The organism is Amycolatopsis australiensis (genome assembly GCF_900119165.1).
Classification (GTDB): domain Bacteria; phylum Actinomycetota; class Actinomycetes; order Mycobacteriales; family Pseudonocardiaceae; genus Amycolatopsis; species Amycolatopsis australiensis.
The window spans coordinates 2,693,090-2,716,139 of sequence record NZ_FPJG01000006.1; the positions used below are offsets into that span (position 1 = coordinate 2,693,090).

The window sequence follows — 23,050 nt, forward strand, 5'->3', positions numbered from 1 at the left end:
TGTTATGCATGAGTAATGCATGAATCTCGACTGGCGAACCTGCTCGGCGCGACGGTCCTGACGCTGTCCGACCGCATGACGGCGGCCGCGGCGGAGGCGGCCGGTGCCAGCCTGAGCGGGACCGCGGCCCTGGTCGTGCTCAGTGAGTTCCCCGGTCTCGGCGGTACCGAGCTGGGGCATCGGATCGGGCTCAGCCAGCCGGCCTGCGCTCGGATGCTCGACCAGCTCGCCGCCCGCGGGCTCGTCGAGCGGCAGGCCAGGCAGGGGCGGGCGGTCGCCGTCGTGCTCACGAAAGACGGGCGTGCCGCCGCGAAGCGGGCTCTCGCGGCGCGGCAGGAAGTCCTGGCCGGTGCCCTGCGCGCGGTGCCGGACCGGGCGGCGCTCGAACCGGTGCTGGAACAGTTGCTGCGCAGGCTGCACGCCGAGGTACGCGACGGCGACCTCATGTGCCGGCTCTGCGACCGTCCGGGCTGTGTCGCCCAGCGGCGAAGCTGCCCGGTCGGCGAGGCGGGGAGGTCGTGATGGGCAACGTCCTCGCGCTCGTCTCGGCGCTGTGTTTCGGGCTCACGCACTTCGTCAGCGGGCTGGTTTCGCGGCGGGCGCCCGGCATGACGGTCTCGCTGTACGCGCAGGTCGCGGGCACGGTGGTAACAGTGCCGCTGGCCATGTCGGGCAGCGCGGCGACGGCGGGAGCGCTCGGCTGGGGCGCGTTGTCGGGTGCGGGTACCGGTGTCGGTGTCGCGTTCCTGTACCGCGCCATGGGGAAGGGGGCGATGAGCCTGGTCGTGCCCGCGAGCGACGTGGCGGCCGTGGTGCTTCCGGTCCTGTTCGGACTGCTCCTGCTGGGGCAACGCCTTTCACCCGCGGCGATCGCCGGCGTCTGCTGCGCGCTTCCGGCACTGTGGCTGGTGTCTCGTGGCAAGGACGAAAAGCGCGCGGCGGCGGGCATTCCGGACGCGTTCGTGGCCGGCGTGGGGTTCGCGGTGCAGTTCGTGGCGCTGTCCCGGATCCCGGCGGAGGCGGGCTTCTGGCCGGTGGTGGTGAGCCGCGCGGTGTCGGTGGCGGCGATCGCGTGCCTGGTGACGGCCACGCACGCCCCGTGGCACCTGCGGTGGAGGCTGACGGTTCCGGCGGCGTTCGCGGGCGTGTGCGGCAGCGCGGCGATCGTGCTGTACCTGCTCGCGGCCCAGCACCAGCTGCTCGCGGTCGCGACGGTACTGGCGGCGTTGTATCCGGCGGTGCCGGTGCTGCTGGCGCTGGTTTTCCTGCGGGAACGGCTGAGTCGTGCGCAGGTGGCGGGCTTGCTGGGCGCGGGCGCGGCGATCGCGCTCGTGTCACTCGGCTGACCGGCGGCCGCGCCGCCGGCCGGCGACCATGTCGCGGTGGTGCTCCAGCGCCGCCACCGACTGGGTCACCTGCTCGAAGCTGGGCAACGCCTCGACGTTCGCCACCAGCGTCATGTCCTTGCGCGGGATCTCGACGAAGCACACCTCGACGCCGGACTCCGCCGCGCGGGCGGCCACCTGATCGCGCCAGGTGGCCAGGTCGTGGTCGTCGCCGAGCCATTCGTGCAGGTAGACGCACCACTTGCCGCGCCGCAGCTCGCCCGCGATGGACTCCTGCCCGACCAGGTACGGCTCGCTCACCCGGTCGTCCACGACCGATCCCCGCAACACCAAGGCACTGTTCCCTCCTGCTCCCCGGCGGCGACCCGACCACCGGAAAGCGCTATCCCGACGGCGGCCTCCCCTCTGACGCCGAGCAGCGCGAACCCCGGCAACCGATCCTCGACCACCCGGGATGGCGCCAACATACCGGCGGAATTGACGCGCAGCAACCACTTCGCCTGCGCATCGCGAGCGTGCACCGGGCGTTGTGCCGATGCACGTGCCGATCGCCGCGATGCATTTGAATATTCACCGAAATAGCGCCGGATTTTTCCTCGCTACTTGCAACCTGCAAAACGCAGCGTCGCTTCGAGAAGGTTCGGCGACCCGCCGAAGTACGCACCGTCGGTGACGTACACGGTGTCGCCGCGGACGGCCACCGCCGTCGGGTTGGCCAGCCCGTCCGCAGTGGACAGGACGGTCGTGGTCCCGTCGCGACCCACCGTGACCACCCGGTTCTCCTGGTTGACCGCCGCGACGACCGTGTCGCCGTGGAAGGCGAAGTCGTCGACCGGGCCGAGGCCGCGCGCGAGCACCCGGCCGGGCCCGCCGGCGAGCGGGAAGCGGACCAGCGTGCCGCGGTCCAGGTTGGACACCCACACGGCGCCGTCGTGGACCTTGATCCCGTTGGCGCCGAACCCGCTCACCGGCGCGAGCAGCTCGCCGGCCGCGAAGGCGGTGACGCGCCCGGTGCGCGGCGACACCCGCCACACCGCCGAGCCGAACGAGTCGGCGACGAAGAGGTCCCCGGAGCCGGGGTCGCGCGCGACGCCGTTCTGGAACCCGGCCGGCGGCAGCGCGGCCACCCGGACCGGCTCGCCGCCGGGCCGGACGCGGTAGAGCCCGGTCGCCGAAGTGCCGGTCGAGACGGCGACGTACAGGTCGCCGCCCGGCGCACGGACGATGCCGCCGAGGAACATTTTCCGGTGCACGACTGGGACGTCGCCGTCGGCGGGCACCGGGATCCGGGCGATCACGCCGACCTGCCCGCCAGGCGTGACCCGGCCGATCTCGCCGGTCCAGGCGAACGTGAGGTCGGCGGAGCCGTCGGGCTCCAGAGCGATGTTTTCGGGCTGCTGGCCGGCGGCGAGGGGAACGAGCCTCGACGCCGCCTCGGCGGGCGCGGCCGGAAGGACGAACACCGCGGCCGCGGCCAGCACGGCGCCGATCTGCTTGATACGCAAAGGAATACTCCGATTCGTGGGCGGGGACGGCGAAGAGAACCCCAGATCGCCGTGTCCCCGACCGTAGGCCCGCGGCCGGCCTGCTCGCCAATAGCTCAGGCTGGACGGTCCATCGGAAAACCGATCGCGGTCAGCGAGCCGCGACCCGCCCCGGCATGACGTCCAGGTCTTCCATGGCGAGCACCGCGCCGAGCGCGATCGCGGCCGCCGGCGGTGCCGACGGCCGCGATCGCCGGGCCGATGGCGCCGCCGAGCAGCGTCTGCCCGATCGCGAGCCCGGTGCTGCCGCCCAGCTGCTTGAGCAGGCCAGCATGCCGGCCATCAGCGGCAGCACCATCAGGCCGGACGCCGTCGCGTCGAACCCGCGTACGTGCTGGAAGTACAGGCCGACAGTCCGGCGGGCATGGTCGCCGCCGTGAAGAGGAAGCCGGCGCACGTCACGGCGAGGTAGGTCCGGCCGCCGAACAGGCGCAGCGGGACGATCGGCAGCTCCGCGCGGCGTTCGACGGCCACGAAGGCGGCCCGGAGTGCCAGCCCGGCGGGCAGCAGGGCCGTCGCGTGCTCGGTGCCGAGCGCGATGAGGACCAGGGAGATCGCGACCGTCAGCAGCAGGACGCCCGCGGTGTCGAACCGCCCGGTGTCGCGGTCGCCGGGACGCCCGCGCGGGACCAGCCCGGCGAGGACGCCGGCCGCGGCGGCGCCGATCGGCAGGTTGGCCAGGAAGATCCAGCGCCAGCCGGCGTGGTCGGCGAGGACGCCGCCCACGAGCGGGCCGCCGAGGAAGCTGACCACCAGCAGCCCGGCCACCAGGGACTGCAGGCGGGCCATGCCGGTGGACTGCTCGGGCGGGTAGAGGTCGCGCAGCAGAGTCATGCCGACGGTCATCAGCGCGCCGGCGCCGATGCCCTGCACGGCGCGGAACGCGATGAGCTGGGGCATGTCCCCGGCGAGGGCGCAGAGGGCCGAGCCGGTCAGGAACACGGTCAGGCCGGTGAGCAGCGGGCCCTTGCGTCCGTGCAGTCCGCCAGCCTGCCGTAGACGGGGATCGTGACGGTCGAGGCCAGCAGGTAGGCGGTGACGACCCAGGTCAGGCTCCGCTCGCCGTGCAGCTGGGCGGCGATCTTCCGCATCGCCGTGCCGGTGGCCGTGCCGTCGAGGGCGCTGAGCAGGACGCCGGCGAGGGTGGCCAGCAGGATCAGGAGTTTCCCGTTCAGTCACGAGTCAAGTTTGACCGGTAAAGTATGACCTGTCGGAGATGACGAGCATGTCCCTGCGCCACGCCGTCCTCGCCACCCTCCTGCCGGGCGCGCAGAGCGGCTACGACCTGCGAAGAAGTCCGACGAGGTGATGCGCGGCGTCTGGTACGCCCGGCGCAACCAGATGTACGGCGAGCTGGCGAAGCTCACCGAAGCGGGGTTCGCCGAGGAGGTCGCGGGCGGCCCGCGCGGCCGTCGCACGTACGCGGTGACCCCGGCGGGCCGCGCCGAGCTGCGCCGGTGGCTGGTGGAGGTGGAGCCCGACCGGACCGTGCGCGACGAGTCGATGCTCCGCGCCCTGCTGGTGTCCACTTTGGACCGCGACGACGCGCTGGCGGTGCTGGACCGGGAGGAACGGGCGCTGGGGGCGGAGCTGGCGGGGCTGCGGGCGTATCTGGCGGAGCTGGCCCGCACGGAGCGGCCGACGGACCCGCGCGCGATGGGTTTGGATCTGCGGGCGCGCATGCTGGAGGCGATGCTCGGCTGGATTGCCGAGGCCCGACGCCGGGTGGCGGACGCGTAGCCCCGCAGCGGCGGTGGTTCGCGCGCGGCTCGGGCGGTTGTGGCGGGTTTGCGGCCGCGGTTCGGGCTCGTCGATCGAGGTGGCGGCAGGCGCGCGGCTCAGCCGGGTGCGCGGCGCAGGTGTCCCGACCTCAGGCCGCCGGGCCGAAGCGTCGGCGGTAAGCGCTCGGGTTCAACCCGGTATGTCGTCGCAACTGCAGCCGCAGGTTCGCGGCCGTGCCGAGGCCGCTCGCCTCCGCCACCCGGTCCAGGCGCAGCTCGCCGCGCTCGATCAGGCGGCAGGCCAGTGTCACGCGCTCTGCTGTCAGCCATGCCAGTGGTGTCGTGCCCAGCTCCGCGCGGAACTTCCGGTGCAGCGTCGCCGGGCTGACCGTCGCGCGCGCCGCCAGGTCCGTGACCGTCAGTGGCCGGTCCAGCCGGGCGCGGGCCCACGTCAGGACCGGGGCCAGCGAACTGTCCGGCACCGGCGGCACCGGGCGCTCGACGAACTGCTGCTGCCCGCCGTCGCGGTGGCCGGTGAACACCAGGCGCCTGCTCACGGCGTTGGCGATCTCCGCGCCGTGGTCACGGTGGATCAGGTGCAGGCCCAGGTCGAGCGCGGCCGCGCTGCCCGCCGCGGTCAGGATGCCGCCGTCGTCGACGAACAGCACGTCGGGTTCCAGGTCCACCTCGCGGAAGCGCGCCGCGAAGTCGTCCACCCACCGCCAGTGCGTCGTCGCCCGGCGGCCGTCGAGCACGCCGGCGAACGCGAGCGTGAACGCGCCGGTGCAGAAGCTCACCAGGCGCGCGCCCCGGTCGGCCGCCCGGCGGACCGCCGCCAGGACGGCCGGGGACGGCGGGGCCAGCGGGTCCGGCCGGTTGGGCACGATCAGCGTGTCCGCGGTGTCGGCGACGTCGAGGCCGCCGACCCCAGAAAGTGTGAACATTCCGAGGTGCATCGCGATTTGCGGGCGGGGGGCGCAGAGCGCGAAGTCGTACCACGGCCGGTCCAGCTCGGGCCGCCGCAGCCCGAACAGCTCGGTCGCGACGCCCATCTCGAAAGGGTTGGAGCCTTCGTCGACCAGCACGACGACCCGGTGCGAGAATTCTTGCGGCATGTGCGATTCCTAGCACTCGCCGCCGCGGGACGCCAGGCGCAGGATCGACCCATGAACCCGATCGACCTGACCGAAGTCCTGGCGGGCTTCGACGCCCCGTGGAGCCCGCGGATCGTCACCCGCGTCAACGACTACGACATCCGGCTGGCGAGGTTCGCCGGCGAGCACGTCTGGCACGTCCACGAAGACACCGACGAGTTCTTCATGGTCCTCGACGGCGAGATCGAGATCGGCGTGCGCGACCCGGACGAGCGCGTCGTGACGCTGACCCGCGGGCAGGTCTTCGTCGTGCCGAAGGGGACGTTCCACAAGCCGTCGTCGAAGCCGGGCGCCGTCGTCCTGCTGGTCGAGCCGTCGGGGACGCTCTCGGTCGGCGACGCGCACGACGACGTCCCGGACCACGTCGACGTCACGACGGGCCACCTGGTCTAGCTTCGGGGAATGCTGACTGTCGTACCCGTCGACCAGGCGTCCTGGGCGGACCTGCAGGCGATCTTCGGCGACCGCGGCGACCCGGCGCGCTGCCGGTGCCAGTACTTCAAGGAGACGCCCGCGCAGTGGCGCTCGGGTACGGCCGAAGAACGCGCCGAGCGGTTCCGGCGGCAGACCGCCGAGCACGCGACCGGGCTCGTCGCCTACCTCGACGGCGAGCCCGCCGGGTGGTGCGCGGTCGAGCCGCGCACCGCCTACCGGCGGCTCCTCGGCAGCCGGGTGGTGTGGGACGGCCGGGACGAGGACCCGGCGGACGACGGCGTCTGGGCCGTGACGTGTTTCGTCACGCGCAAGGGCTTCCGGCGCCGCGGGGTGAGCGCCGCCTTGGCGAAGGCGGCCGCGGACTTCGCCCGCGAGCGCGGGGCCCGCGCGGTCGAGGGCTACCCGATCGTCGTCGCGCCGGGGCAGCCGGTCGCGTGGCCCGGCGAGCTGTTCGTCGGCACCGCCGGCATCTTCGCCGACGCCGGCTTCACCGAGGTGAGCCGCCCGACGGCGCGGCGCGTGGTCATGCGCCTGACCTGCTGAGTCTCTCTCCGAAACGGCGTACGCTCGGGCGCATGAAACGGACCTCGTTCGCGCAGTGGCCGTGCTCGATCGCGCGCACCATGGACCTGCTCGGCGACTGGTGGACCCCGCTCGTGCTGCGTGACGCCTTCTACGGCGTCCGCCGCTTCGACGAGTTCCAGCAGGCGCTCGGCATCGCGCGCAACACCCTCGCCGACCGGCTCAAGCGGCTGGTCGACGAGGGGCTGCTGGAGAAGGTCGCCTACCAGGCCGAGCCGGTGCGCTACGACTACGTGCTGACCGAAAAGGGCCGCGACTTCTACCCGGTGCTGCTCGCGATGACGCGCTGGGGCGACAAGTGGCTCGCCACCGAGGACGGCCCGCCGATCACCGTGCACCACCTCGCCTGCGGGCACGACACGCACGCCGAAATCGTCTGCGCGGACTGCGGCGAGCCGATGACATCGGACGACACGCGGATGCGCCGCGGTCCCGGCTTCCCGCCGCGGCTGGCGCGGCGCCCGGACGTCGAGGCCCGGTTCGCCCGGCAGGAGTGACGTTGACACGGTAGGTCTATCTACGCAACTATCGTGGTCAGACGGCTCTTCGAGAGGGGTGCGACCACGATGGAGTGGACCGGTGCGCGGTACGCCGACCTGCCGACGGCCGAGGTGTCGACGTGGATCGACGCCGCCCCGGAGGCCGTCTGGCCGGTGGTCGCCGACATCGGCCTGATGCCCGAGATGAGCGCCGAACTGCAGTCGGTCGCCTGGTGCGACGGCGCGGTCGGCCGCAAGTTCGTCGGCCGCAGCAAGCACGACGCGTTCGGCGAGTGGGAGACGACGTCGTACGTCGTCGAGTGCGAAGCGCCGCGGGTGTTCGCCTGGGCCGTGGCGGACCCGGACGAGCCGAGCGCGGTCTGGAAGTTCACCCTCGAGCCGGAGAACGGCGGCACCCGGCTGTCGCAGTGGATGCGGATGGGGCCGGGCCGGTCCGGGCTGTCCCACGCCATCGACCGGATGCCGGAGAAGGAGCAGAAGATCGTCTTCGTCCGCATGCGCGAGTTCGAAGCGGCGATGACCGGCACGGTCGCCGCGATCAAGGCCAGGGTGGAAGGCGCGTGAGGACCGCGACGACCGTCGAGTTCTCGACGGACACCCGCACGACGCTGGAGTTCGTGCTGGAGGCGGAAAAACTCGGCCTGGACGTCTGCTGGGTCGCCGAAGCCTGGGGCGCGGACGCGCCGTCCGCGCTGGGCTACCTCGCCGCCCGCACCGACCGGATCCGGCTGGGCTCGGGCATCGTCCAGCTCGGCACGCGCACGCCGGTCGCCATCGCGCAGGCCGCGCTGACGCTCGCCGACCTGTCCGGCGGCCGGTTCGCGCTCGGGCTCGGCGCGTCCGGCCCGCAGGTGATCGAAGGCCTGCACGGCGTCCCGTTCGCCAAGCCGCTGACGCGGATGCGCGAGACCGTCGAGATCATCCGCCAGGCCTTCGCCGGCGAGAAGATCTCCTTTTCCGGCAAGGCGTTCGAGATCCCGCTGCCCGGCGAGGCCCGGCCGATGCGGCTGTCCACCGCGCCGAACCCGGACATCCCGATCTACCTGGCGACGTTGTCGCCGAAGCTGCTGGAGCTCACCGGCGAGATCGCGGACGGCTGGCTGGGCACCAGCTTCGTCTCCGAAGGTGCCGACGCGTACTTCAGCCACCTCGACGCCGGGCTCGCCAAGTCCGGCCGAAAGCGTGAAGACATCGACGTCTGCCAGGGTGCCGAAGTCGCCTTCGCCGACAATGAGGACGAGCTGCGCGTCATGGTCGCGGGCCGCAAGAAGGAGCTGGCGTTCAGCCTCGGCGGGATGGGCTCGGCCACCACGAACTTCTACAACGACGCCTACAGCCGTCAAGGCTGGGCGGACGTCGCCGCCGAGGTGCGAGAGCGCTGGCAGGCCGGCGACCGCGACGGCGCGGCGGCGCTCGTCACCGACGAGATGGTGCTGGGGACGACGTTGATCGGCACCGAAGAGATGGTGCGGGCCCGGCTGCGCGTCTGGCGCGGCGCGGGCATCGACACGGTCCGGCTGTACCCGGCCGGCGAAACGCTCGAAGCGCGGCTCACCACTTTGGGCCGCGCGCTCGACCTGCTGTGAAGGGGGACCGCCATGAGCGAGTGGCACCGCACCGCGTGCAGCCTCTGGCTACCTCAACTGCGGCTTGGAGGTGCAGGTCGAGGGGCGCCGGATCACCCGCGTCCGCGGCGACAAGGCGCACCCGCGCTCGGCCGGCTACCTGTGTCAGAAGGCGCAGCGCCTGACCTGGTACGGCGACCACGAAGACCGGCTGACGACCCCGCTGCGCCGCCGTGCCGACGGTACGCACGAGCCGATCGGCTGGGACACCGCGCTCACGGAGATCGCGGCCAAGCTGCACGCGATCCGGGACGCCGACACCGCGGCGGGCCGGCCGGGCTCGTTCGCCTACGTCGGCGGCGGAGGACAGGGCAACCATTCCGGCGGCGCGTACGGCGCTTCGCTGCTGAAGTGGATGAACTCGACGCGGCACTTCAACGCGCTTTCGCAGGAGAAGACCGGCGACTTCTGGGTCAACGGGCAGCTGTTCGGCTCGACGATCGTGCACACCGCCGAAGACGTCGAACACTGCGACCTGCTCGTGGTGCTCGGCTGCAACCCCTGGCAGGCCCACGGGTTCAGCAACGCCCGGCACGCGCTCAACCGGCTGAAGAACGACCCCTCGCGCCGGATGATCGTGATCGACCCGCGACGCACGGAGACCGCCGAGCTGGCCGACCTGCACCTCCCGCTGCGGCCGGGCACCGACGCGTACCTGCTCGGCGCGATCCTGGCACTGCTGCTCGAACGCGGCGGCGCCGACGAGGAGTTCCTCGCCGCCCGCACCGAAGGGTTCGACGAGGTCGCGGCCGTGCTGGCGAAGATTCCGGTGGACGCGTGGATCGCGCACGCCGAAGTGTCCCGTGTGGACGTCGAACGGGCCGTCGAGCTGATCCTCGCGGCCCGCGCCATGACCGTGCGGGTCGAGCTGGGCATCCAGCAGGGCAGGCACTCGACGCTCAACAGCTACCTCGAAAAACTGCTGTACCTGCTCACCGGGCACTTCGGGCGGCGGGGCACGAACAACCTGCACTCGTGGCTGCAGCCGCTGTGGGGCTCGACGAGCGGGCTGCGCTCGGAAGTCACCGGGTTCGAGTACATCGGCGGCCTGCTGCCGGCGAACACGCTGGCCGAGGAGATCCTCACCGACCACCCGAACCGGGTCCGCGCGGTGTGGGTGGAGTCGTCGAACCCGGCGAACACCTTCGCCGGCACGCGGGACGTCGAACGCGCGCTGCGGGCCGCCGAGCTGTCGGTGGTGGTCGACGTCGCCTACACCGAGACGGCGGCCTTGGCGGACTACGTGCTGCCGGCGGCTTCGCAGCACGAGAAGTGGGAGTTCACGCTCTTCACCTTCGAGTGGCCGACGAACTACTTCCAGCTGCGGCCGCCGCTGCTGGACCCGCTGCCGGGCACGCTGGTCGAAGCCGAGATCTACACGCGGCTGTTCGACGCGCTCGGGGTGCTGCCGCCGTCCGGCGTCCTCGCGGCACTGGCCGCCGGGCCGCGGTCGGAGCTGCAGGCGGGGATCGCTGCGCTGGTCGGGGAAAAGCCCGAGCGGGCGGCGATCCTGCCCGTGCTGCTCTACCGCACGCTCGGCGCGTCGCTGCCCGCCGGCGCGGCGTCGATCGCGCCGCTGTGGGCGGGCTGCCACCGCGCGGCGAAGACGATGACCGTGCCGGTGCAGCGGGCGCTGGGCAGCTCCGCCACCGGCGCACGGCTGGGGGAGGAGCTTTTCGAGCGGATCCTGGCCGGTCCGACGCCGTTCTCCGCGCACGAGCAGGGCGAGGTGTGGAGCCTGATGCGCCGCGAGCGCGTCCGGCTGGCCGTGCCGGAACTGCTGGACTGGCTGGCCGCGCTGGACCCGGCCGCCGAACAGCGGGACCCGGCGTACCCGTTTTCGCTGGTCAACGGCCAGCGGCGGACGCACAACGCGAACCAGATCCTGCGTGACCCGCGCTGGCGCCGCACCGACCCGGACGGTGCGTTGCGCGCGCGTCCGGAGGAGCTGGCGTCGATCGGCGCCTCGCCGGGTGACTGGGTGGCGGTGGTGACGCCGTCCGGCCGGGTGGTCGTCCGCGCCGAGGCCGACCCGGGACTGCGGGCGGGCCAGCTCGCGTTGCCGCACGGCTACGGCATGGCCCACCCGGACGCGCACGGCCGCCGGGTGGTCAACGGCCCCCGCATCAACCTGCTGACCGATGCCAGGGACCGCGACCCGATCGCGGGCACCCCGCACCACAAGGACGTCCCGGCGCGGCTCGAGCCCGCGACGGAAGCGGAACGGGCGCGGGCGGAGGCCGACAGCGCCCGCGTGCGCGAGACCGTCGCGAGTGGACGGTCTCAGCGCCCGGCCGGGTTCTGGGCCATAGTGGGCTCAGGACCGAAGGGGGCCATGTCGTGATCACGCCGTTCCGGATCGAGGTTCCCGAAGCCGACCTCGAAGACCTGCGGGCGCGCCTGCGCCGCACCCGCTGGCCCGAGGCCGAGCCGGTGGACGACTGGAGCCAGGGCACGCCGCTGGCGTACCTGCGCTCGCTCTGCGAATACTGGGCGACGGAGTACGACTGGCGTCGCACGGAAGCGCGGCTGAACCGCTTTCCGCAGTACCGCACGGAAATCGATGGCCTCGGTATCCACTTCCTGCACGTGCGCTCGCCGCGCCCGGACGCGCTCCCGCTGCTCCTGACGCACGGCTGGCCGGGCTCGTTCGTCGAGTTCACGAAGGTGATCGAGCCGCTGGCCGAGGAGTTCCACCTGGTCGTCCCGTCGCTGCCGGGGTACGGCTTCAGCGACAAGCCGTCGGCGCCGGGCTGGGGCATCGAGCGGATCGCGGCGGCGTGGGCGGAGCTGATGGCCCGCCTCGGCTACGCGCGGTACGGCGCCCAAGGCGGTGACTGGGGCACGTCGATCACGACGTCGCTGGCGCAGCAGGATGCCGCGCACCTGGCGGGCATCCACCTCAACCCGCCGATCGCGGCTCCGGACCCGGCGACGTTCGGCGACCTGACCCCGGCCGAGCGTGCGGCGCTCGACGCGTTGAAGCACGCGCAGCGCTGGGAGGACGGGTACTCGGTGCTGCAGTCGACCCGCCCGCAGACGGTCGGCTACGGGCTGCTCGACTCCCCGGCCGGCCTGTGCGGCTGGCTCGTGGAGAAGTTCCACGCCTGGTCGGACGGCTTCCCGTTCACCCGCGACGAGCTGCTGGACGACATCACGCTGTACTGGCTGACGGGCACGGCGGCGTCGTCGGCGCGGCTGTACTGGGAGAGCATCCGCAAGGTCCAGCGCTGGTTCTCGGAGGCGACCGACGACACGGTGGACGTGCCGACGGGCTGTTCGATCTTCCCGAAGGAGATGCCACGCCCGTCACGCCGCTGGGCGGCGAAGCGGTACACGGACATCCGCCACTGGAACGAGCTGGACCGCGGCGGCCACTTCGCGGCCTACGAGCAACCCGAGTTGTTCGTCGACGAGGTGCGCACGTTCTTCCGCCTGGTCCGCTAGCGGCCGATGAACGCGGTCAACGGCAGGACCGGCCGCCTGCCTTCCACGGCGGGCAGCCGGCTGCCTGCCGCGTTGCGGTCAACCAGTCGCCGGCCGTGATGCGCAGGGCCGGGTCGAGCCAGGCGCCGGGGCGATCGTCGAGGTCAGCCTCAGCGCGCCGGCGCGGGCGTTGCCCGCCCGGAGCTAGTTCACCTGCCGCGAGCGGTCCTGCCAGAACGGCTCCCGCAGCTTGAACTTCTGGATCTTGCCCGTGGCCGTCCGCGGCAGCTCGTCCAGGAACTCCACCCGTTTGGGGCACTTGTACCCCGCCAGGTACCCGCGGCAGTGCTGGATCAGCTCCTCCGCGGTGACCGGCGACTCCACGACGACCAAGGCCGTCACCAGCTCGCCCCACTTCTCGTCCGGGATGCCGATCACCGCGGCCTCCCGGACCGCCGGGTGCGAGTTCAGCGCGTCCTCCACCTCGATCGACGACACGTTCTCGCCGCCCGAGATGATCACGTCCTTCTTGCGGTCCGCGATCGTCAGGTAGCCGTCCGCGAACGTCCCGCCGTCACCCGTGTGGAACCAGTTGCCCTCCTGGACGCGGGCCGTCTCCTCCGGGTTCTCCCAGTAGCCGTCCAGGTTGTGGTTCGACCGCGCCAGCACCTCGCCGTCGGAGTCCACCGCGATCCGGACGCCGAGCGCGGGCGTTCCGGCGCGGCCCAGCAGGCGCGCCTGCTCGTGCGGGTCGAGGTCCGCCCACTCGCTGCGCATCCGGTTGACCGTCAGCAGCGGCGCGGTCTCGGTGAGCCCGTAGATCTGGATGAACTCCCAGCCGAGCTCGGCGCGCACGCGCTCGATCGTCCGCGTCGGCGGCGGCGCGCCGGCCACGACGATCCGGACGCGGTCGCGGCCGGGGATCTCGCCTTGCCACGTCGCGGCGCCGTCCAGCGCCGCCGTCACCACCGCGGGCGCGGCGCAGAGGATGGTCACGCCGTGCTCTTCGATGCGCCGCAGGATCTCGGTGCCGTCGACCTTGCGCAGCACGATGTGCCGGCCGCCGAGCCCGGTGACGGCGTACGGCATGCCCCAGCCGTTGCAGTGGAACATCGGCAGCGTGTGCAGCAGGACGTCGTTGTCGCTCAACGTCGTGTGCAGCCCGAACACGACCGCGTTGAGCCAGATGTTGCGGTGGGTCAGCTGGACGCCCTTCGGCCGCGCGGTCGTGCCGGAGGTGTAGTTGATGGTCGCCGTGGCCGATTCGTCGCCGCCCCACGGCCGCGGTGTCCCGTCGCCGCCCCAGATCGCGTCGTCGTCGCGGCCCATGACGAAGACGTGCTTCGCCGTCACGGTGTCCAGCAGGTGTTCCAGCTCCGGGTCGACGATCAGCACCTCGGCACCGGAATGCTCCACGATGTACTTGACCTCGGCCGCGGCGAGCCGGAAGTTCACCGGCACCAGGATCCGGCCCCAGCCGGACACGCCGAAGAACGACACGAGCAGCCGCGCGGCGTTGTGCGAGACGATCGCGACGCGGCCGCCGGCCGGCACGCCCAGCGTGTCGAGGTTGGCGGCCTGCGCGCGGGCCCGGCGCGCCACCTCGCGGTAGGTGAGCGAACCCCAGCTCGCCGCCGGCTGGTCCGGCTCGTCGACCACCGCGACGCGGTCCGGGTACACCGTTTCCGCGCGGTCGAGGAAGTCCCGGACACCCAGATCGAAGAACATGCCCCCGATGATGACTCTTCGCCCGTGCCCGCACCAGTCCGATGTGGTTCGCTGGAGCGCGATGGACTTCGACACGGTGGCCGGCGAGCTCTACGGGGGTGACCTCGCGGAGTTCGTCAGCGCGCGCAACGCGGCCGCGAAGGCGGCGAAGGCCGAGGGGGACGCCGAGCTCGCGAAGCGGATCCGCGAGCTGCGGAAGCCGACCACGGCCGCGGCGATCGTCAACCGCCTCGCCCGGGAGGACCCGGACGAGCTGCGTGAGCTGGCGGAACTCGGCGACGAGCTGCGTGACGCGCACACCCGCCTGGCCGGCGACGAGCTGCGCGCCCTGACCCGCCGTCGCGGCGAGCTGGTCCGGCGGATCAGCCACGGGCTGCCGGCCATGAGCGACACGGTGTCCCGCGAGGTCGAGGCGACGCTGGAGGCCGTCGCGGCGGACCCGGACACCGCGGCGCTCGCGCTGGCCGGGCGTCTGACGTCGGTGGCGCACCAGGACACCGACCAGTGGTTCACCCTCGCCGCGGCCGCCCCGCCGTCGACCGGCAAGCGCCCGGCGAAGCTGGTGGACAAGGCCGAACCGGCGAAGCCGAAGCAGGCCGAAAAGGACCGCCGGCGGGAGGAGGCGGAGCGCGCCGAGCGGGAACGCGCCCGCGCCGAACGGGAACGCCTGCGCCGGGAAGCCGCCGAGCTGGCGAAGGAACGCGCGGTGGCCGAGCGCGACCTGGTCCGCACCGAACGCGCGGCGGAGCAGGCGAACGCCCGCGTCGAAGACCTGCGGGCAAGGCTGGCGGAAGCCGAGGAACGCGCCGAGCGCGCGACGGCGGAGTTCGGCAAGGCGAAGAAAGCCTTCGACAGCGCCGACGCGGCGGCCACCCGGGCACAGGAAGCCGCCGACGCCGCCCGCTGAGCCGCTCAGAGCAGCACTTCGGCCAGCCGCCGCTGGTTTTCCAGCTCCACCTCGGGCGACGGGCCGAGCACCTGCACCGCCACGTGGTCGGCACCGGCGTCCACATGCGACCGCAGCCCGGTGGCGATCGTCTCCGCGCCGCCGTGCAGCACCAGGTCGTCGATCAGCCGGTCGCTGCCGCCGCCCGTGACGTCGGCTTCGGTGTAGCCGTGGCGCAGCAGGTTCTTGACGTAGTTCGACAGCCCGAGGTAAGGCGTCCGGACGTACGGGCGGCCGATCGCCCGCGCGGCCACCGGGTCGTCGTCGAGGACGACCTTCTGCTCGGGCGCCAGCAGCTTGCCCGCGCCGAGGATCGACCGGGCGTGCCGCGTGTGCGCGACCGGCACGAGGTAGGGGTGCGCGCCCGCGGTGCGCTCGGCGGCCAGCTTCAGCACGCGGTCGCCGAGCGCCGCGAGCACCCTGGCCCCGGCCGGGACGCCCGCCGCGTCGAGCCGGTCGAGGTAGTCGACGATCTTGTCGTAGGGACTGCGGTACTCGGTGACCGACTCCGGGTGCCCGACGCCGATGCCGAGCAGCAAGCGCTTTCCGTAGCGGCCGGCCAGGCGGTGGTAGGACGCGGCGAGCGTCTCCGGCTCGTCGACCCACATGTTGACGATCGCCGTCGCCACGGTGATCCGCTCGGTCGAGGCGAGCACGTCCTCGACGAACGCGAGGTCGCCGACGGAGTTGCGGCCGGTGCCGAGCCAGACCGCGCCGTAGCCGAGCCGATCGGCCTGGACGGCGTGCTTCTTGCGGGTCTCGTCGTCGCGGTGCGGGGCGAGGAACACGCCGAACCGCTGCACTACATTCGTCATAGATAAGAATGTAGCAAATGTAGCGCCGTCAGCTCGCGAGCCGGTGCAGCCACTCGCGCAGCAGTTGGCGCTCGGTGGTCGTCAGCTGCTCGACGTCGTCGGCGAGGGCGGTCGACAAAGCGACCGCGAGCCCGCCGACGGACGAGTCTTCGGCCGGCGGCCCGGCGAGCAGCCCGGCCAGCACGGATTCTCTGACCTGCACGGACATCGCCAGGTCGCGGCGGTCTTCCGGCTGGGCTATCAGGCTGAGGGTGACGCCGCTGTTCGCCGCCGCGAACTGGCGCGCGGCCTCCTCGGCCTCGACGCGCAGCCGGCCGTCGCGCGCCAGCGGCGTGAACAGCTCCAGCAGCATCGCTTCGGCGCTGGAGGTGAGGTTGCACGGCACGCCGGGCTCGATCTGGCCGTAGAGCAGCACGTAGAACCGCGGGTTCTCCAGGCCGTACTCGACGTGCCGGTCCCAGCCCGCGCGGATCCGGTCGACCGGGTCGCCCTCCGCCGCGGGAGCCTGCACGTACTGCGTGAAGCCGTAGTTGACGACCGCGTCGAGCAGGCCCTGCTTGCTGCCGAAGTGGTGGTAGAGCGTGGGCGCCTGGACGCCGGCGCGCTCGCAGATCGCCCGCGTCGACACCGGCCCGCCGCCGGCCTCGTGGAGGAGCTGCCCGGCCGCCAGCAGCAGGCGGTCGCGGGTGCTGGTGGCGTTGCTCGATCGTCCGGCCATATAGCAATTGTAACGACACTGTGTAACGTCAGGTGTGCAGCCGTAGCTGGACCCGGCGAAGGCCGATGAAGGCGTTCAGGACGGCCGGATCGGTCGTCGCGGCGTCCGGGCGCACCGAGCGGTAGCCGTCCAGCAGCGCCTCCCGCAGCTCGTGGCGCTGCGGCAGGTGTTCCAGGCCGTCGAACGTCACGGCGAGGTCGTAGGCGTAGTGGCCGTACCCGCAGTCGTCGAAGTCGATCGCCCGCACCCGGCCGCGGTGGAACAGGTAGTTCTCCTGGCGCAGGTCGCCGTGCACCAGGCCGAAGACGTCCGCGCCGAACCCGAGCCCGGCCCGCACCGCGCGCACCCGCTCCACGGCGGCGCGCACCCGGTCGTCGCCCCCGGCCAGCTCGACCGCGCGGTCGATCACGGCGTCGGAGAACCCGTCCACCTGCGCACGGCCGAACCCGGTCAGGTCGTCGACGCGGCCGCGGTCCAGTCCGGTCGTCCGCGCGCCGTGCAGGTGCAGCCGCGCGGTCAGCTCGCCCACCGCGTACAGCTGCGCCGCGCTGAGCCGCTCGTCGACGAACCGGCCGTCGACCCAGTGGCAGAGGACGCAGGCGCGGGGCTCGGGCACGGCCGGGTCGGCGACCACGGTGACCAGGTCACGCGTCCGCGTCGGCACCGGCTGCGGGACCAGCAGGCCGGTTTCGCGGCGCAGCGCGGCCAGCCACCGCATCTCCGACCGCACCTGCGCGGTACTCGGGCCGTCCGGGCGCTGCACGCGCAGGACGTACCGGTGGCCGTCCGCGCCGTCGACGCGGAACGTCGTGTTGTGCCCGCGCCCCAGCGGGGTCAGCCGGGCCACCGGGACGTCGTAGGCCGTCAAGGCCGCTTCGGCGAGCCGGCGCAGGCGGCGGGTGCGGCCCGGGCGGTCGAGCTCGGCGAACGGCCGGGTGTTCGCCGAGAAGTCCGCCATCGCCCAGGTGCTCAGCGGCCCGGCCGTTCCGGCTCGCGGGCCTCCGTGGTCCTGCCATGCCGCACGCGTGGTCTCCGTCCGCCGCAGTTACCGGCCCCTCGCCTTCCCGACCGGGACACGTCCGAACCGGGCGGCCGGTTCAACGCCGGTCAATGCGTAGAGCCCGGTGCCGGCCAAGCCGGCCAGCGCGAGCACGGACAGCGCCAGCACGGGCAGCGGCGCGGTCAGCGGGTCGACGCCGGTGAAGGATTCGACGCCGATCACGGCGGTGAGCACGGCGTCGGCGACGACCGCCGTCCGCACCACGCGCAGCCGGTGCGCTTCCGGCCAGCGGGTGAACCGCAGCACCGAGGCCAGCGCGGGCAGCACGAGGATCGCGTGCATCGCGACGGCGTGCAGCGGCTTCAGCGCGCCGGCGGTCGTGTACGCCAGCTGCGGATCGCCGCCGCGGGCCTCCGCCACGCCACGGCCGACCATCACCGCGCCGGTGGCCAGCGCGACGAGCAGCACCACCAGTCCGGCGCGGATGGCCAGGCGCAGGCTGGCCGCCTCCGGGCCGGGCTCGACGAGCGCGGCGGCCGTGAAGCCGATGACGGTCAGGATGATCACCCCGCCGCCCGCGGCGAGCGTCATCGACACGGCGTTGTCGAACGGCGTCTCGAAGTTGAAGTGCGACGGCACGCCGCGCCAGACCTGCATGCTGACCAGCGCGACCTCGACGACGCTCGCGGCGGTGAACGCGCCGAGCAGCCCGGTGCGCAGCCGCGGGCGGACGGTGAGGAACGACGTCGCCCAGGCGACCGACGCGAGCGTCAGCCCGAACGACAGGCCGAACGTGACGGCCTTGCGCATCGACAGCGGGCCCAGCCACGAGCCGCCGGTGGCGATGAGCACGATCGCGTGCACGGTGCCGCTGAGGAACAGCGCCGCGCCGACGGCGTAGGCGACGCGCTCGGCTCGCCTGCCGTCGTGCCAGATCCGGGTCAGTGCGTTCATGGCGCCGAGTGTCGCCCCGCGGCCGGGGTGACCGCGTCGGCCCGGCGGCGACAGCCCGGCGTACGACGACGGGCGTACGGCAATACCGGATAATGTCGAAAAAGGGGAGGTAAAGAGCGCACTTCGTTCTTGACTTCGTTTTGGGGAAAGCGCGGGTCAGGGGCCACTCGGCAGGCGGATGCGCCGGCGACCGGCGAGTTCTACCATCGAATCATGTACCTAGCCCTGCTGACCTACACGGCACCCGAAACCGAAGTCGACTACGCGTTGCCGGACCATTTCGAATGGTTGCGCAAACAATTCACGAAAGGCATCTTTCTGCTTTCCGGAAAGGGGAGCGGCTCGGCCGACCAGGTGATCCTCACGCGGTCGGTGCTGCGCGGCAAGCTCGACGCCGTGCTCGCCAGCGACCCGCTCGTCGTCCAGCGCCTCGCGCGCTACGAAGTCATCGAGTTCACCGCCACGCGCACCGCCACGGAGCTGCTGGCGATCAACGAGGCCATCGCCTCCTGAGGAGTCCGCCACGGCCGGGTGGCCCGGCGACGTCGCCCCGCCACCTGCCGGCGAAGAGTGCTCACCTGCCGATCTCGCCTATGATCGCGACGCACGGACGTCCAGCAGGGAGAGCGCGATGAAGACCCCCGACCTCGTTTTCCGGGGCCGCCGGTTGAGCAGTGACCGCGCGCTGGTGCTGGCCGCGGTCCAGGTGCTCCCGGAGCCCGACGCGGCCCGGGAAGCGGTCGTGAGCGCCGTCGAGGACGGCGCCGACCTCGTGAGTTTCCGCGGAACCGGCGTCGAACCCCTGGTCACGTGGGCGCGCTCGAAGTTCCCCGACCTGGTCGTCGCGGTCGAGACGGCGGAGCCGTCGGTGGCGGCGGCCTGCTGCGAGGCAGGGGCCGACCTGATCATCGCGCGGAGTGACCTGACCGAGGTCGCGGCGCGCTTCGGCGCCGGTTACGCCGGTCCTTCGGTGCCTTCCGCGCCCGGCTTCGTCCTGGACGTCGGGGTGCTGCGGGCGGCGCCGGCACTGCCGGAGGACGTGCCGGTGCTGGTGGAGCCAGCCGGCGACGGCACGCCGGCCGGGCTGGCGCTGGCGGCGCTTGCGGCGTCGGCCGGGGCGGCGATCATCCGGACCAGGCACGTGCGCGCGACGAGGCACGTCGCGGAAATGGCGGCGAGCATCGCGGGCACGCGCCCGCCGGCGAAGGCGGTCCGATGGGAGTGATCCGCCAGGTCTGGCCGATCGAGCGCGGCCTCGACGATCAGGACCTCGAACAGCTGTACCGGTACCCGGACGGCCGCCGCTGGGTGGCGGTCAACTTCGTGTCGAGCGCGGACGGCGCGATCACGGTGGAGGGCCGGTCGGCGGCGCTGTCGACCCCGGCCGACCGGATCGTCTACCGGCTGGGCAACGACCTGGCGGACGTCGTGCTGGTCGGCGCGGGCACGGCGATGGCGGAGGGCTTCGAGGGCATGCGCCCCGACGAGCGCACGGCCGAGCGCCGCCGCCGGTTCGGGCTGGCCCCGGTCGCACCGGTCGCGGTGGTGACGACGGGCCGGTCCCTGCCCCCGGACGCCCCGGTGATCACGAAGGCGGCGGTCCCGACGCTGGTGTTCACGTGCGAGGCGGCCCCGGAGTCGCTGCGCGCCGAATGGACGGCGAACGGCGCGCGCGTGTTCGTCACGGGCTCGGTGGCGGTGTCGCCCACGCAAGTGATCGAGACGTTGGCGGCCGAGGGGCTGTCCCGCATCGACTGCGAGGGCGGGCCCCGGTTGTTCGGATCGCTGATCGAGGCGGGCGAGGTCGACGAGTACCGCTTGACGGTGGCGCCGTTCCTGGTGGCGGGAACGGCGAGCCGCGCGGCGCTGGGCGCGCCGATCGACCCGGCGGAGCTGGAGCTGGCTTCGGTGCTCACCGATGGGGCCAGCCTGTTGTTGAGGTATCTGGGACGTCGGTAGTTTTCCTTGCGCTGCAAGGGATTTCGCGGTCGATCGACGTCCGAGGTTTCACCCGGTTCAGCGATGATGTTCGCACACGTGTTCGGGTACCGTCGGAGACATGATCACTGTCACCGAGCTTTTCCCGGCCGGACGAAGAAGACCGCGGCAGCGCCGCGTCGCGTTGCCGCGAGAAAACTCAGCACAGCCGCCGGAAATGGGCGGCCATCTCGAGTCCGCGCGCCTCGTCCCGCATCAGCCAAGCGAAGTCGTCGTGCTCTTCCGGGTTGAGCACGACATCGCCGGCACCGTCTTCTTCCGCGCTGTAAACGAAAGCGTGAACGACCATCGCGCGCCCCGCGACGTCCGGCCAGGAATCGCGGGAAAGCTCACCGGTGACCCGAACCAGCAGCCCGGTCTCCTCGGCGACTTCCCGGACCGCGGTGGCCGCGAAGGGTTCCCCCGGTTCCACGGTTCCGCCGGGCAGTTCCCACCGGCCGGGCAGGAAAACGCCGGGTCCGCGGCGGAGGAACAGCACCCGGTCGCCGCGAGCGATCCAGCAGTAGGCCAGGTGCTTCTGCGCGATCTCGGTCATGGGCGTGATTGTCGCTCAGCCGCTTTCCGGGGTTGGCGGGTCTACCTCCCTCGTTCGGGCGGTGGTCGCTTAGCTGGTCTTCGGGGTCGGCAGGTCCGTCTGCCGCAGTCGTGCGTTGTGCGCTCGGTGGATGTGCGTGGTTGGCAGGTCTGTCTGCCGCAGTCGTGCGTTGTGCGCTCGGTGGATGTGCGTGGTTGGCAAGCCCATCTCCCTCACTCGTGCGATGCGCGCTCGGTGGGTCTTGGTGGTCGGTGGGTGGGTGTCGAGGGATCCGGTGTTCGCGGGGCGTGTGGGGCCGCCGTGAGCCAGCTCCCTCACCCGCGCGATTCCCACTCAGTTGGTCTTAGAAGTCGGCAGGTGGGCACCGAGATACCCGACATACACCGTGCCCGTGCCATCGGTGTCATCGAGAAAGTGCAACCGCGGCGCCGGCGATTTGAACCGCTCCAAGGCGATGTGCGCGCCGAAGTAGTCGCGGCCCGCCGGGTTCGTCCCGGGATCGACCCGGAACATGCGCGCCTGCCGAAGCCGTTCGTTCGTGGTCACCGTGTCCGACTCGGCGAGCGCGATGATGTTCGCGCTGATCAGCGAGCCCGGCTGGCCGGTGCGCGCGAACGCGAGCACGTCCGAGAGTTCCGGCCCGGGATCCTGTCCCGCGTCGAGCAAAGCGGTCCGGGCACTCGCGTACGCGTCGAGGGTGCGAAGCGCGTCCCACGCCTTACGGCGCCAGGCGGCGGCTTTGGGGTGGTGGTCGAGAATCGCGGCAGGTCCCCGTTCGGCCGTGATCGTGAGCTGCTTGAGCGTCGACTCGGCGGTGCCGATCAGGTCGGCGAAGCTCGGGAACTCCTCCGGCGGCCGCTCGGCGGCGGCTACCTCGTCGTCCGCGCCGTGGTGGCGGGCCAGCGCACCGGCCAGCAGCCCGTTCACGCGTCTGAGTTCGTCGCGCTCCGCCTCCGTCTCCTCGAACGCGCGCGCGTAGTCGTCCGCTGCCTCCTGCAGCTGCGCGAGCTGCGTCCGCAGGCACGCGACGTCGACCGCCGACAGCTCCTCCAGCCGGCGGCGCAGCGCCTTCACCTCGCCCGCATGGCGGTCCCGCTCCTCGGCGTCGGCCTTCGACTTCTTGCGCAGGATCGTGATCACGCCCCGCGCTTCGGCCAGCTCGCGCTCGGTGCGGTCCAGCTTCTCCGCCAGCTCGGCGTCCGGCTGCCGGTCCGGGGCGGCGAACGGATCCGTCGCGTACCAGGCCCGCACGCTCGGCACCTCCGCCCACTCCTCGGGCAGCGGCGTCCGGCCGCGTGCCTGCAGCAGTTGCGTGATCGCGCCGTGGAGCGCCTCGCCCGGCACCGGGCTCGCCGTCTCGACGAAATCCGGCACCTGGTCGCACAGCGGCACGTACAGCCGCGCGCCGTTCGGTACTTCGTAGCCGAGGGGCACGTTCCGGTTGAGCGTGCGGCGGAAGCGGTCGTCGACGTCGAACACGTTGACCACTCCGGGCCAGCCGTCGACGGGGACCGTCGGCGGTTCGGTGAGCACCAGCAGCGCCGACGTCCGCCACTGCGCCACCAAAGCCTCACCGAGCAACTCGGCGACGCGGTCGCACTCCTTGCGAGACCACCCGCGCATAGCGAGAACCGGCGTTTCGATCGGGATTTCGTCACTCCCGCTCGCGCCCAGCTCCTCCAGCCCGATCCGCTGCGCCGGCGCGTCGTGGCAGCTGCGCCACGGCCGGGTGCACGCGGCCGCGAGCAGCCACGCCACCCGGTCTTCGCCGGCGTGGTAGCACAACGAAAGGAGAGCCTGAACGGAGTAGCGGCCATCGCCGCCCGTCCACGCGAACTTGAGGTCACACCGGCGCGATCCGCCGTCGTCGGACGAGCCGAGGTCGCGGACGGTGTAGTCGTCGTGCTGCCGCTGGCGCGTGATCAGCCTGCTGCGCAAGGCATCGAGGGGGCGTTTCCCCTCGGTGGGGACCAGTCCGTGGTGCCAGATCCGGTGCACCCCCACGGGACTCAACTCCGTTCGC

General features: G+C 72.3%; 27 protein-coding genes. 14 read left to right on the plus strand and 13 right to left on the minus strand.

Annotation, left to right across the window (positions count from 1 at the left end):
- Positions 1 to 15 precede the first annotated feature (15 nt).
- A complete protein-coding gene (locus BT341_RS14360) occupies positions 16 to 522 on the plus strand; it encodes a MarR family winged helix-turn-helix transcriptional regulator (protein ID WP_072476779.1) in 507 nt (168 codons plus the stop codon).
- Positions 522 to 1,346 carry a DMT family transporter gene (locus BT341_RS14365; RefSeq protein ID WP_072476780.1) on the plus strand — a complete coding sequence of 275 codons (825 nt, stop codon included), beginning with the start codon at positions 522 to 524 and terminating at the stop codon, positions 1,344 to 1,346. Before BT341_RS14360 ends, BT341_RS14365 begins: the two co-directional genes overlap by 1 nt.
- On the opposite strand, the gene BT341_RS14370 is transcribed toward BT341_RS14365, so the two are convergent.
- The 5 genes from BT341_RS14370 to BT341_RS45280 all read right to left on the minus strand — a co-directional run bounded on the left by BT341_RS14370 (position 1,335) and on the right by BT341_RS45280 (position 3,981).
- Positions 1,335 to 1,658: a hypothetical protein gene (locus tag BT341_RS14370; protein WP_072476781.1), complete on the minus strand. Its 324-nt coding sequence runs from the start codon at positions 1,656 to 1,658 to the stop codon at positions 1,335 to 1,337. The genes BT341_RS14365 and BT341_RS14370 overlap by 12 nt on opposite strands.
- Positions 1,659 to 1,945: 287 nt before the next feature.
- Positions 1,946 to 2,851: a hypothetical protein gene (locus BT341_RS14375; protein WP_245804969.1), complete on the minus strand. Its 906-nt coding sequence runs from the start codon at positions 2,849 to 2,851 to the stop codon at positions 1,946 to 1,948.
- A gap of 130 nt (positions 2,852 to 2,981) precedes the next feature.
- Positions 2,982 to 3,188, minus strand: coding sequence for a hypothetical protein (locus BT341_RS14380; RefSeq protein ID WP_072476782.1), 207 nt, complete (start codon positions 3,186 to 3,188; stop codon positions 2,982 to 2,984).
- Positions 3,188 to 3,832 carry an MFS transporter gene (locus tag BT341_RS14385; RefSeq protein ID WP_177328803.1) on the minus strand — a complete coding sequence of 215 codons (645 nt, stop codon included), beginning with the start codon at positions 3,830 to 3,832 and terminating at the stop codon, positions 3,188 to 3,190. Before BT341_RS14385 ends, BT341_RS14380 begins: the two co-directional genes overlap by 1 nt.
- Before the next feature lie 2 nt (positions 3,833 to 3,834).
- Complete coding sequence (locus BT341_RS45280; RefSeq protein WP_177328804.1) at positions 3,835 to 3,981, minus strand: hypothetical protein; 147 nt, start codon at positions 3,979 to 3,981, stop codon at positions 3,835 to 3,837.
- 217 nt (positions 3,982 to 4,198) lie between these two features.
- On the opposite strand from BT341_RS45280, the gene BT341_RS14390 reads away from it, so the two are divergent.
- On the plus strand, positions 4,199 to 4,630 hold the full coding sequence (locus BT341_RS14390) for a PadR family transcriptional regulator (protein ID WP_072476784.1): 432 nt from the start codon (positions 4,199 to 4,201) through the stop codon (positions 4,628 to 4,630).
- A 130-nt stretch (positions 4,631 to 4,760) separates the two neighbouring features.
- On the opposite strand, the gene BT341_RS14395 is transcribed toward BT341_RS14390, so the two are convergent.
- On the minus strand, positions 4,761 to 5,726 hold the full coding sequence (locus tag BT341_RS14395; RefSeq protein WP_072476785.1) for a helix-turn-helix domain-containing protein: 966 nt from the start codon (positions 5,724 to 5,726) through the stop codon (positions 4,761 to 4,763).
- A gap of 51 nt (positions 5,727 to 5,777) precedes the next feature.
- Here BT341_RS14395 and BT341_RS14400 point away from each other — a divergent pair, with 51 nt between their 5' ends.
- From BT341_RS14400 to BT341_RS14430, 7 genes are all read left to right on the plus strand, one after another.
- Positions 5,778 to 6,158, plus strand: coding sequence for a cupin domain-containing protein (locus BT341_RS14400; RefSeq protein WP_072476786.1), 381 nt, complete (start codon positions 5,778 to 5,780; stop codon positions 6,156 to 6,158).
- Between the two features lie 9 nt (positions 6,159 to 6,167).
- Positions 6,168 to 6,743 carry a GNAT family N-acetyltransferase gene (locus BT341_RS14405; protein WP_072476787.1) on the plus strand — a complete coding sequence of 192 codons (576 nt, stop codon included), beginning with the start codon at positions 6,168 to 6,170 and terminating at the stop codon, positions 6,741 to 6,743.
- 32 nt (positions 6,744 to 6,775) lie between these two features.
- A complete protein-coding gene (locus BT341_RS14410; RefSeq protein ID WP_072476788.1) occupies positions 6,776 to 7,279 on the plus strand; it encodes a winged helix-turn-helix transcriptional regulator in 504 nt (167 codons plus the stop codon).
- A 69-nt stretch (positions 7,280 to 7,348) separates the two neighbouring features.
- Positions 7,349 to 7,846, plus strand: a complete 498-nt coding sequence (locus BT341_RS14415; RefSeq protein ID WP_072476789.1) for an SRPBCC family protein — start codon at positions 7,349 to 7,351, stop codon at positions 7,844 to 7,846.
- The gene (locus BT341_RS14420) at positions 7,843 to 8,868 is read left to right on the plus strand and encodes an LLM class flavin-dependent oxidoreductase (protein WP_072476790.1); all 1,026 of its coding nucleotides are present in this window, start codon (positions 7,843 to 7,845) and stop codon (positions 8,866 to 8,868) included. Before BT341_RS14415 ends, BT341_RS14420 begins: the two co-directional genes overlap by 4 nt.
- A 70-nt stretch (positions 8,869 to 8,938) precedes the next feature.
- Entirely contained in the window at positions 8,939 to 11,251 is a 2,313-nt protein-coding gene (locus BT341_RS14425) for a molybdopterin-dependent oxidoreductase (protein ID WP_245804970.1), read from the plus strand.
- The gene (locus tag BT341_RS14430; RefSeq protein WP_072476791.1) at positions 11,248 to 12,354 is read left to right on the plus strand and encodes an epoxide hydrolase family protein; all 1,107 of its coding nucleotides are present in this window, start codon (positions 11,248 to 11,250) and stop codon (positions 12,352 to 12,354) included. The genes BT341_RS14425 and BT341_RS14430 overlap by 4 nt, the downstream gene beginning before the upstream one ends.
- A 183-nt stretch (positions 12,355 to 12,537) precedes the next feature.
- On the opposite strand, the gene BT341_RS14435 is transcribed toward BT341_RS14430, so the two are convergent.
- Positions 12,538 to 14,061, minus strand: a complete 1,524-nt coding sequence (locus tag BT341_RS14435; protein ID WP_072476792.1) for an AMP-binding protein — start codon at positions 14,059 to 14,061, stop codon at positions 12,538 to 12,540.
- 61 nt (positions 14,062 to 14,122) lie between these two features.
- On the opposite strand from BT341_RS14435, the gene BT341_RS14440 reads away from it, so the two are divergent.
- A complete protein-coding gene (locus BT341_RS14440; protein ID WP_177329057.1) occupies positions 14,123 to 14,968 on the plus strand; it encodes a hypothetical protein in 846 nt (281 codons plus the stop codon).
- A gap of 5 nt (positions 14,969 to 14,973) precedes the next feature.
- Here BT341_RS14440 and BT341_RS14445 read toward each other — a convergent pair whose 3' ends face one another.
- The 4 genes from BT341_RS14445 to BT341_RS14460 form a co-directional block, all read right to left on the minus strand.
- A complete protein-coding gene (locus tag BT341_RS14445) occupies positions 14,974 to 15,822 on the minus strand; it encodes an LLM class F420-dependent oxidoreductase (RefSeq protein WP_072476794.1) in 849 nt (282 codons plus the stop codon).
- A gap of 28 nt (positions 15,823 to 15,850) precedes the next feature.
- Positions 15,851 to 16,540 carry a TetR/AcrR family transcriptional regulator gene (locus BT341_RS14450; protein ID WP_072476795.1) on the minus strand — a complete coding sequence of 230 codons (690 nt, stop codon included), beginning with the start codon at positions 16,538 to 16,540 and terminating at the stop codon, positions 15,851 to 15,853.
- A gap of 28 nt (positions 16,541 to 16,568) precedes the next feature.
- Positions 16,569 to 17,498, minus strand: a complete 930-nt coding sequence (locus tag BT341_RS14455; RefSeq protein ID WP_072476796.1) for a phosphotransferase enzyme family protein — start codon at positions 17,496 to 17,498, stop codon at positions 16,569 to 16,571.
- Positions 17,499 to 17,585: 87 nt separating this feature from the next.
- Entirely contained in the window at positions 17,586 to 18,494 is a 909-nt protein-coding gene (locus BT341_RS14460; RefSeq protein ID WP_072476797.1) for a hypothetical protein, read from the minus strand.
- A 213-nt stretch (positions 18,495 to 18,707) separates the two neighbouring features.
- Here BT341_RS14460 and BT341_RS14465 point away from each other — a divergent pair, with 213 nt between their 5' ends.
- The 3 genes from BT341_RS14465 (at position 18,708) to BT341_RS14475 (ending at position 20,453) form a co-directional block, all read left to right on the plus strand.
- Entirely contained in the window at positions 18,708 to 19,007 is a 300-nt protein-coding gene (locus BT341_RS14465; RefSeq protein ID WP_072476798.1) for a YciI family protein, read from the plus strand.
- A 118-nt stretch (positions 19,008 to 19,125) separates the two neighbouring features.
- Complete coding sequence (locus BT341_RS14470) at positions 19,126 to 19,719, plus strand: pterin-binding domain-containing protein (RefSeq protein ID WP_072476799.1); 594 nt, start codon at positions 19,126 to 19,128, stop codon at positions 19,717 to 19,719.
- Entirely contained in the window at positions 19,716 to 20,453 is a 738-nt protein-coding gene (locus BT341_RS14475; RefSeq protein ID WP_072476800.1) for a dihydrofolate reductase family protein, read from the plus strand. Before BT341_RS14470 ends, BT341_RS14475 begins: the two co-directional genes overlap by 4 nt.
- Before the next feature lie 178 nt (positions 20,454 to 20,631).
- Here BT341_RS14475 and BT341_RS14480 read toward each other — a convergent pair whose 3' ends face one another.
- Both BT341_RS14480 and BT341_RS14485 read right to left on the minus strand, forming a co-directional pair.
- Positions 20,632 to 21,027 (minus strand): NUDIX hydrolase, encoded by a 396-nt coding sequence (locus BT341_RS14480; RefSeq protein ID WP_072476801.1) that lies wholly within the window; start codon positions 21,025 to 21,027, stop codon positions 20,632 to 20,634.
- Positions 21,028 to 21,360: 333 nt separating this feature from the next.
- Positions 21,361 to 22,965 (minus strand): hypothetical protein, encoded by a 1,605-nt coding sequence (locus tag BT341_RS14485; RefSeq protein WP_245804972.1) that lies wholly within the window; start codon positions 22,963 to 22,965, stop codon positions 21,361 to 21,363.
- Positions 22,966 to 23,050 lie beyond the last annotated feature (85 nt).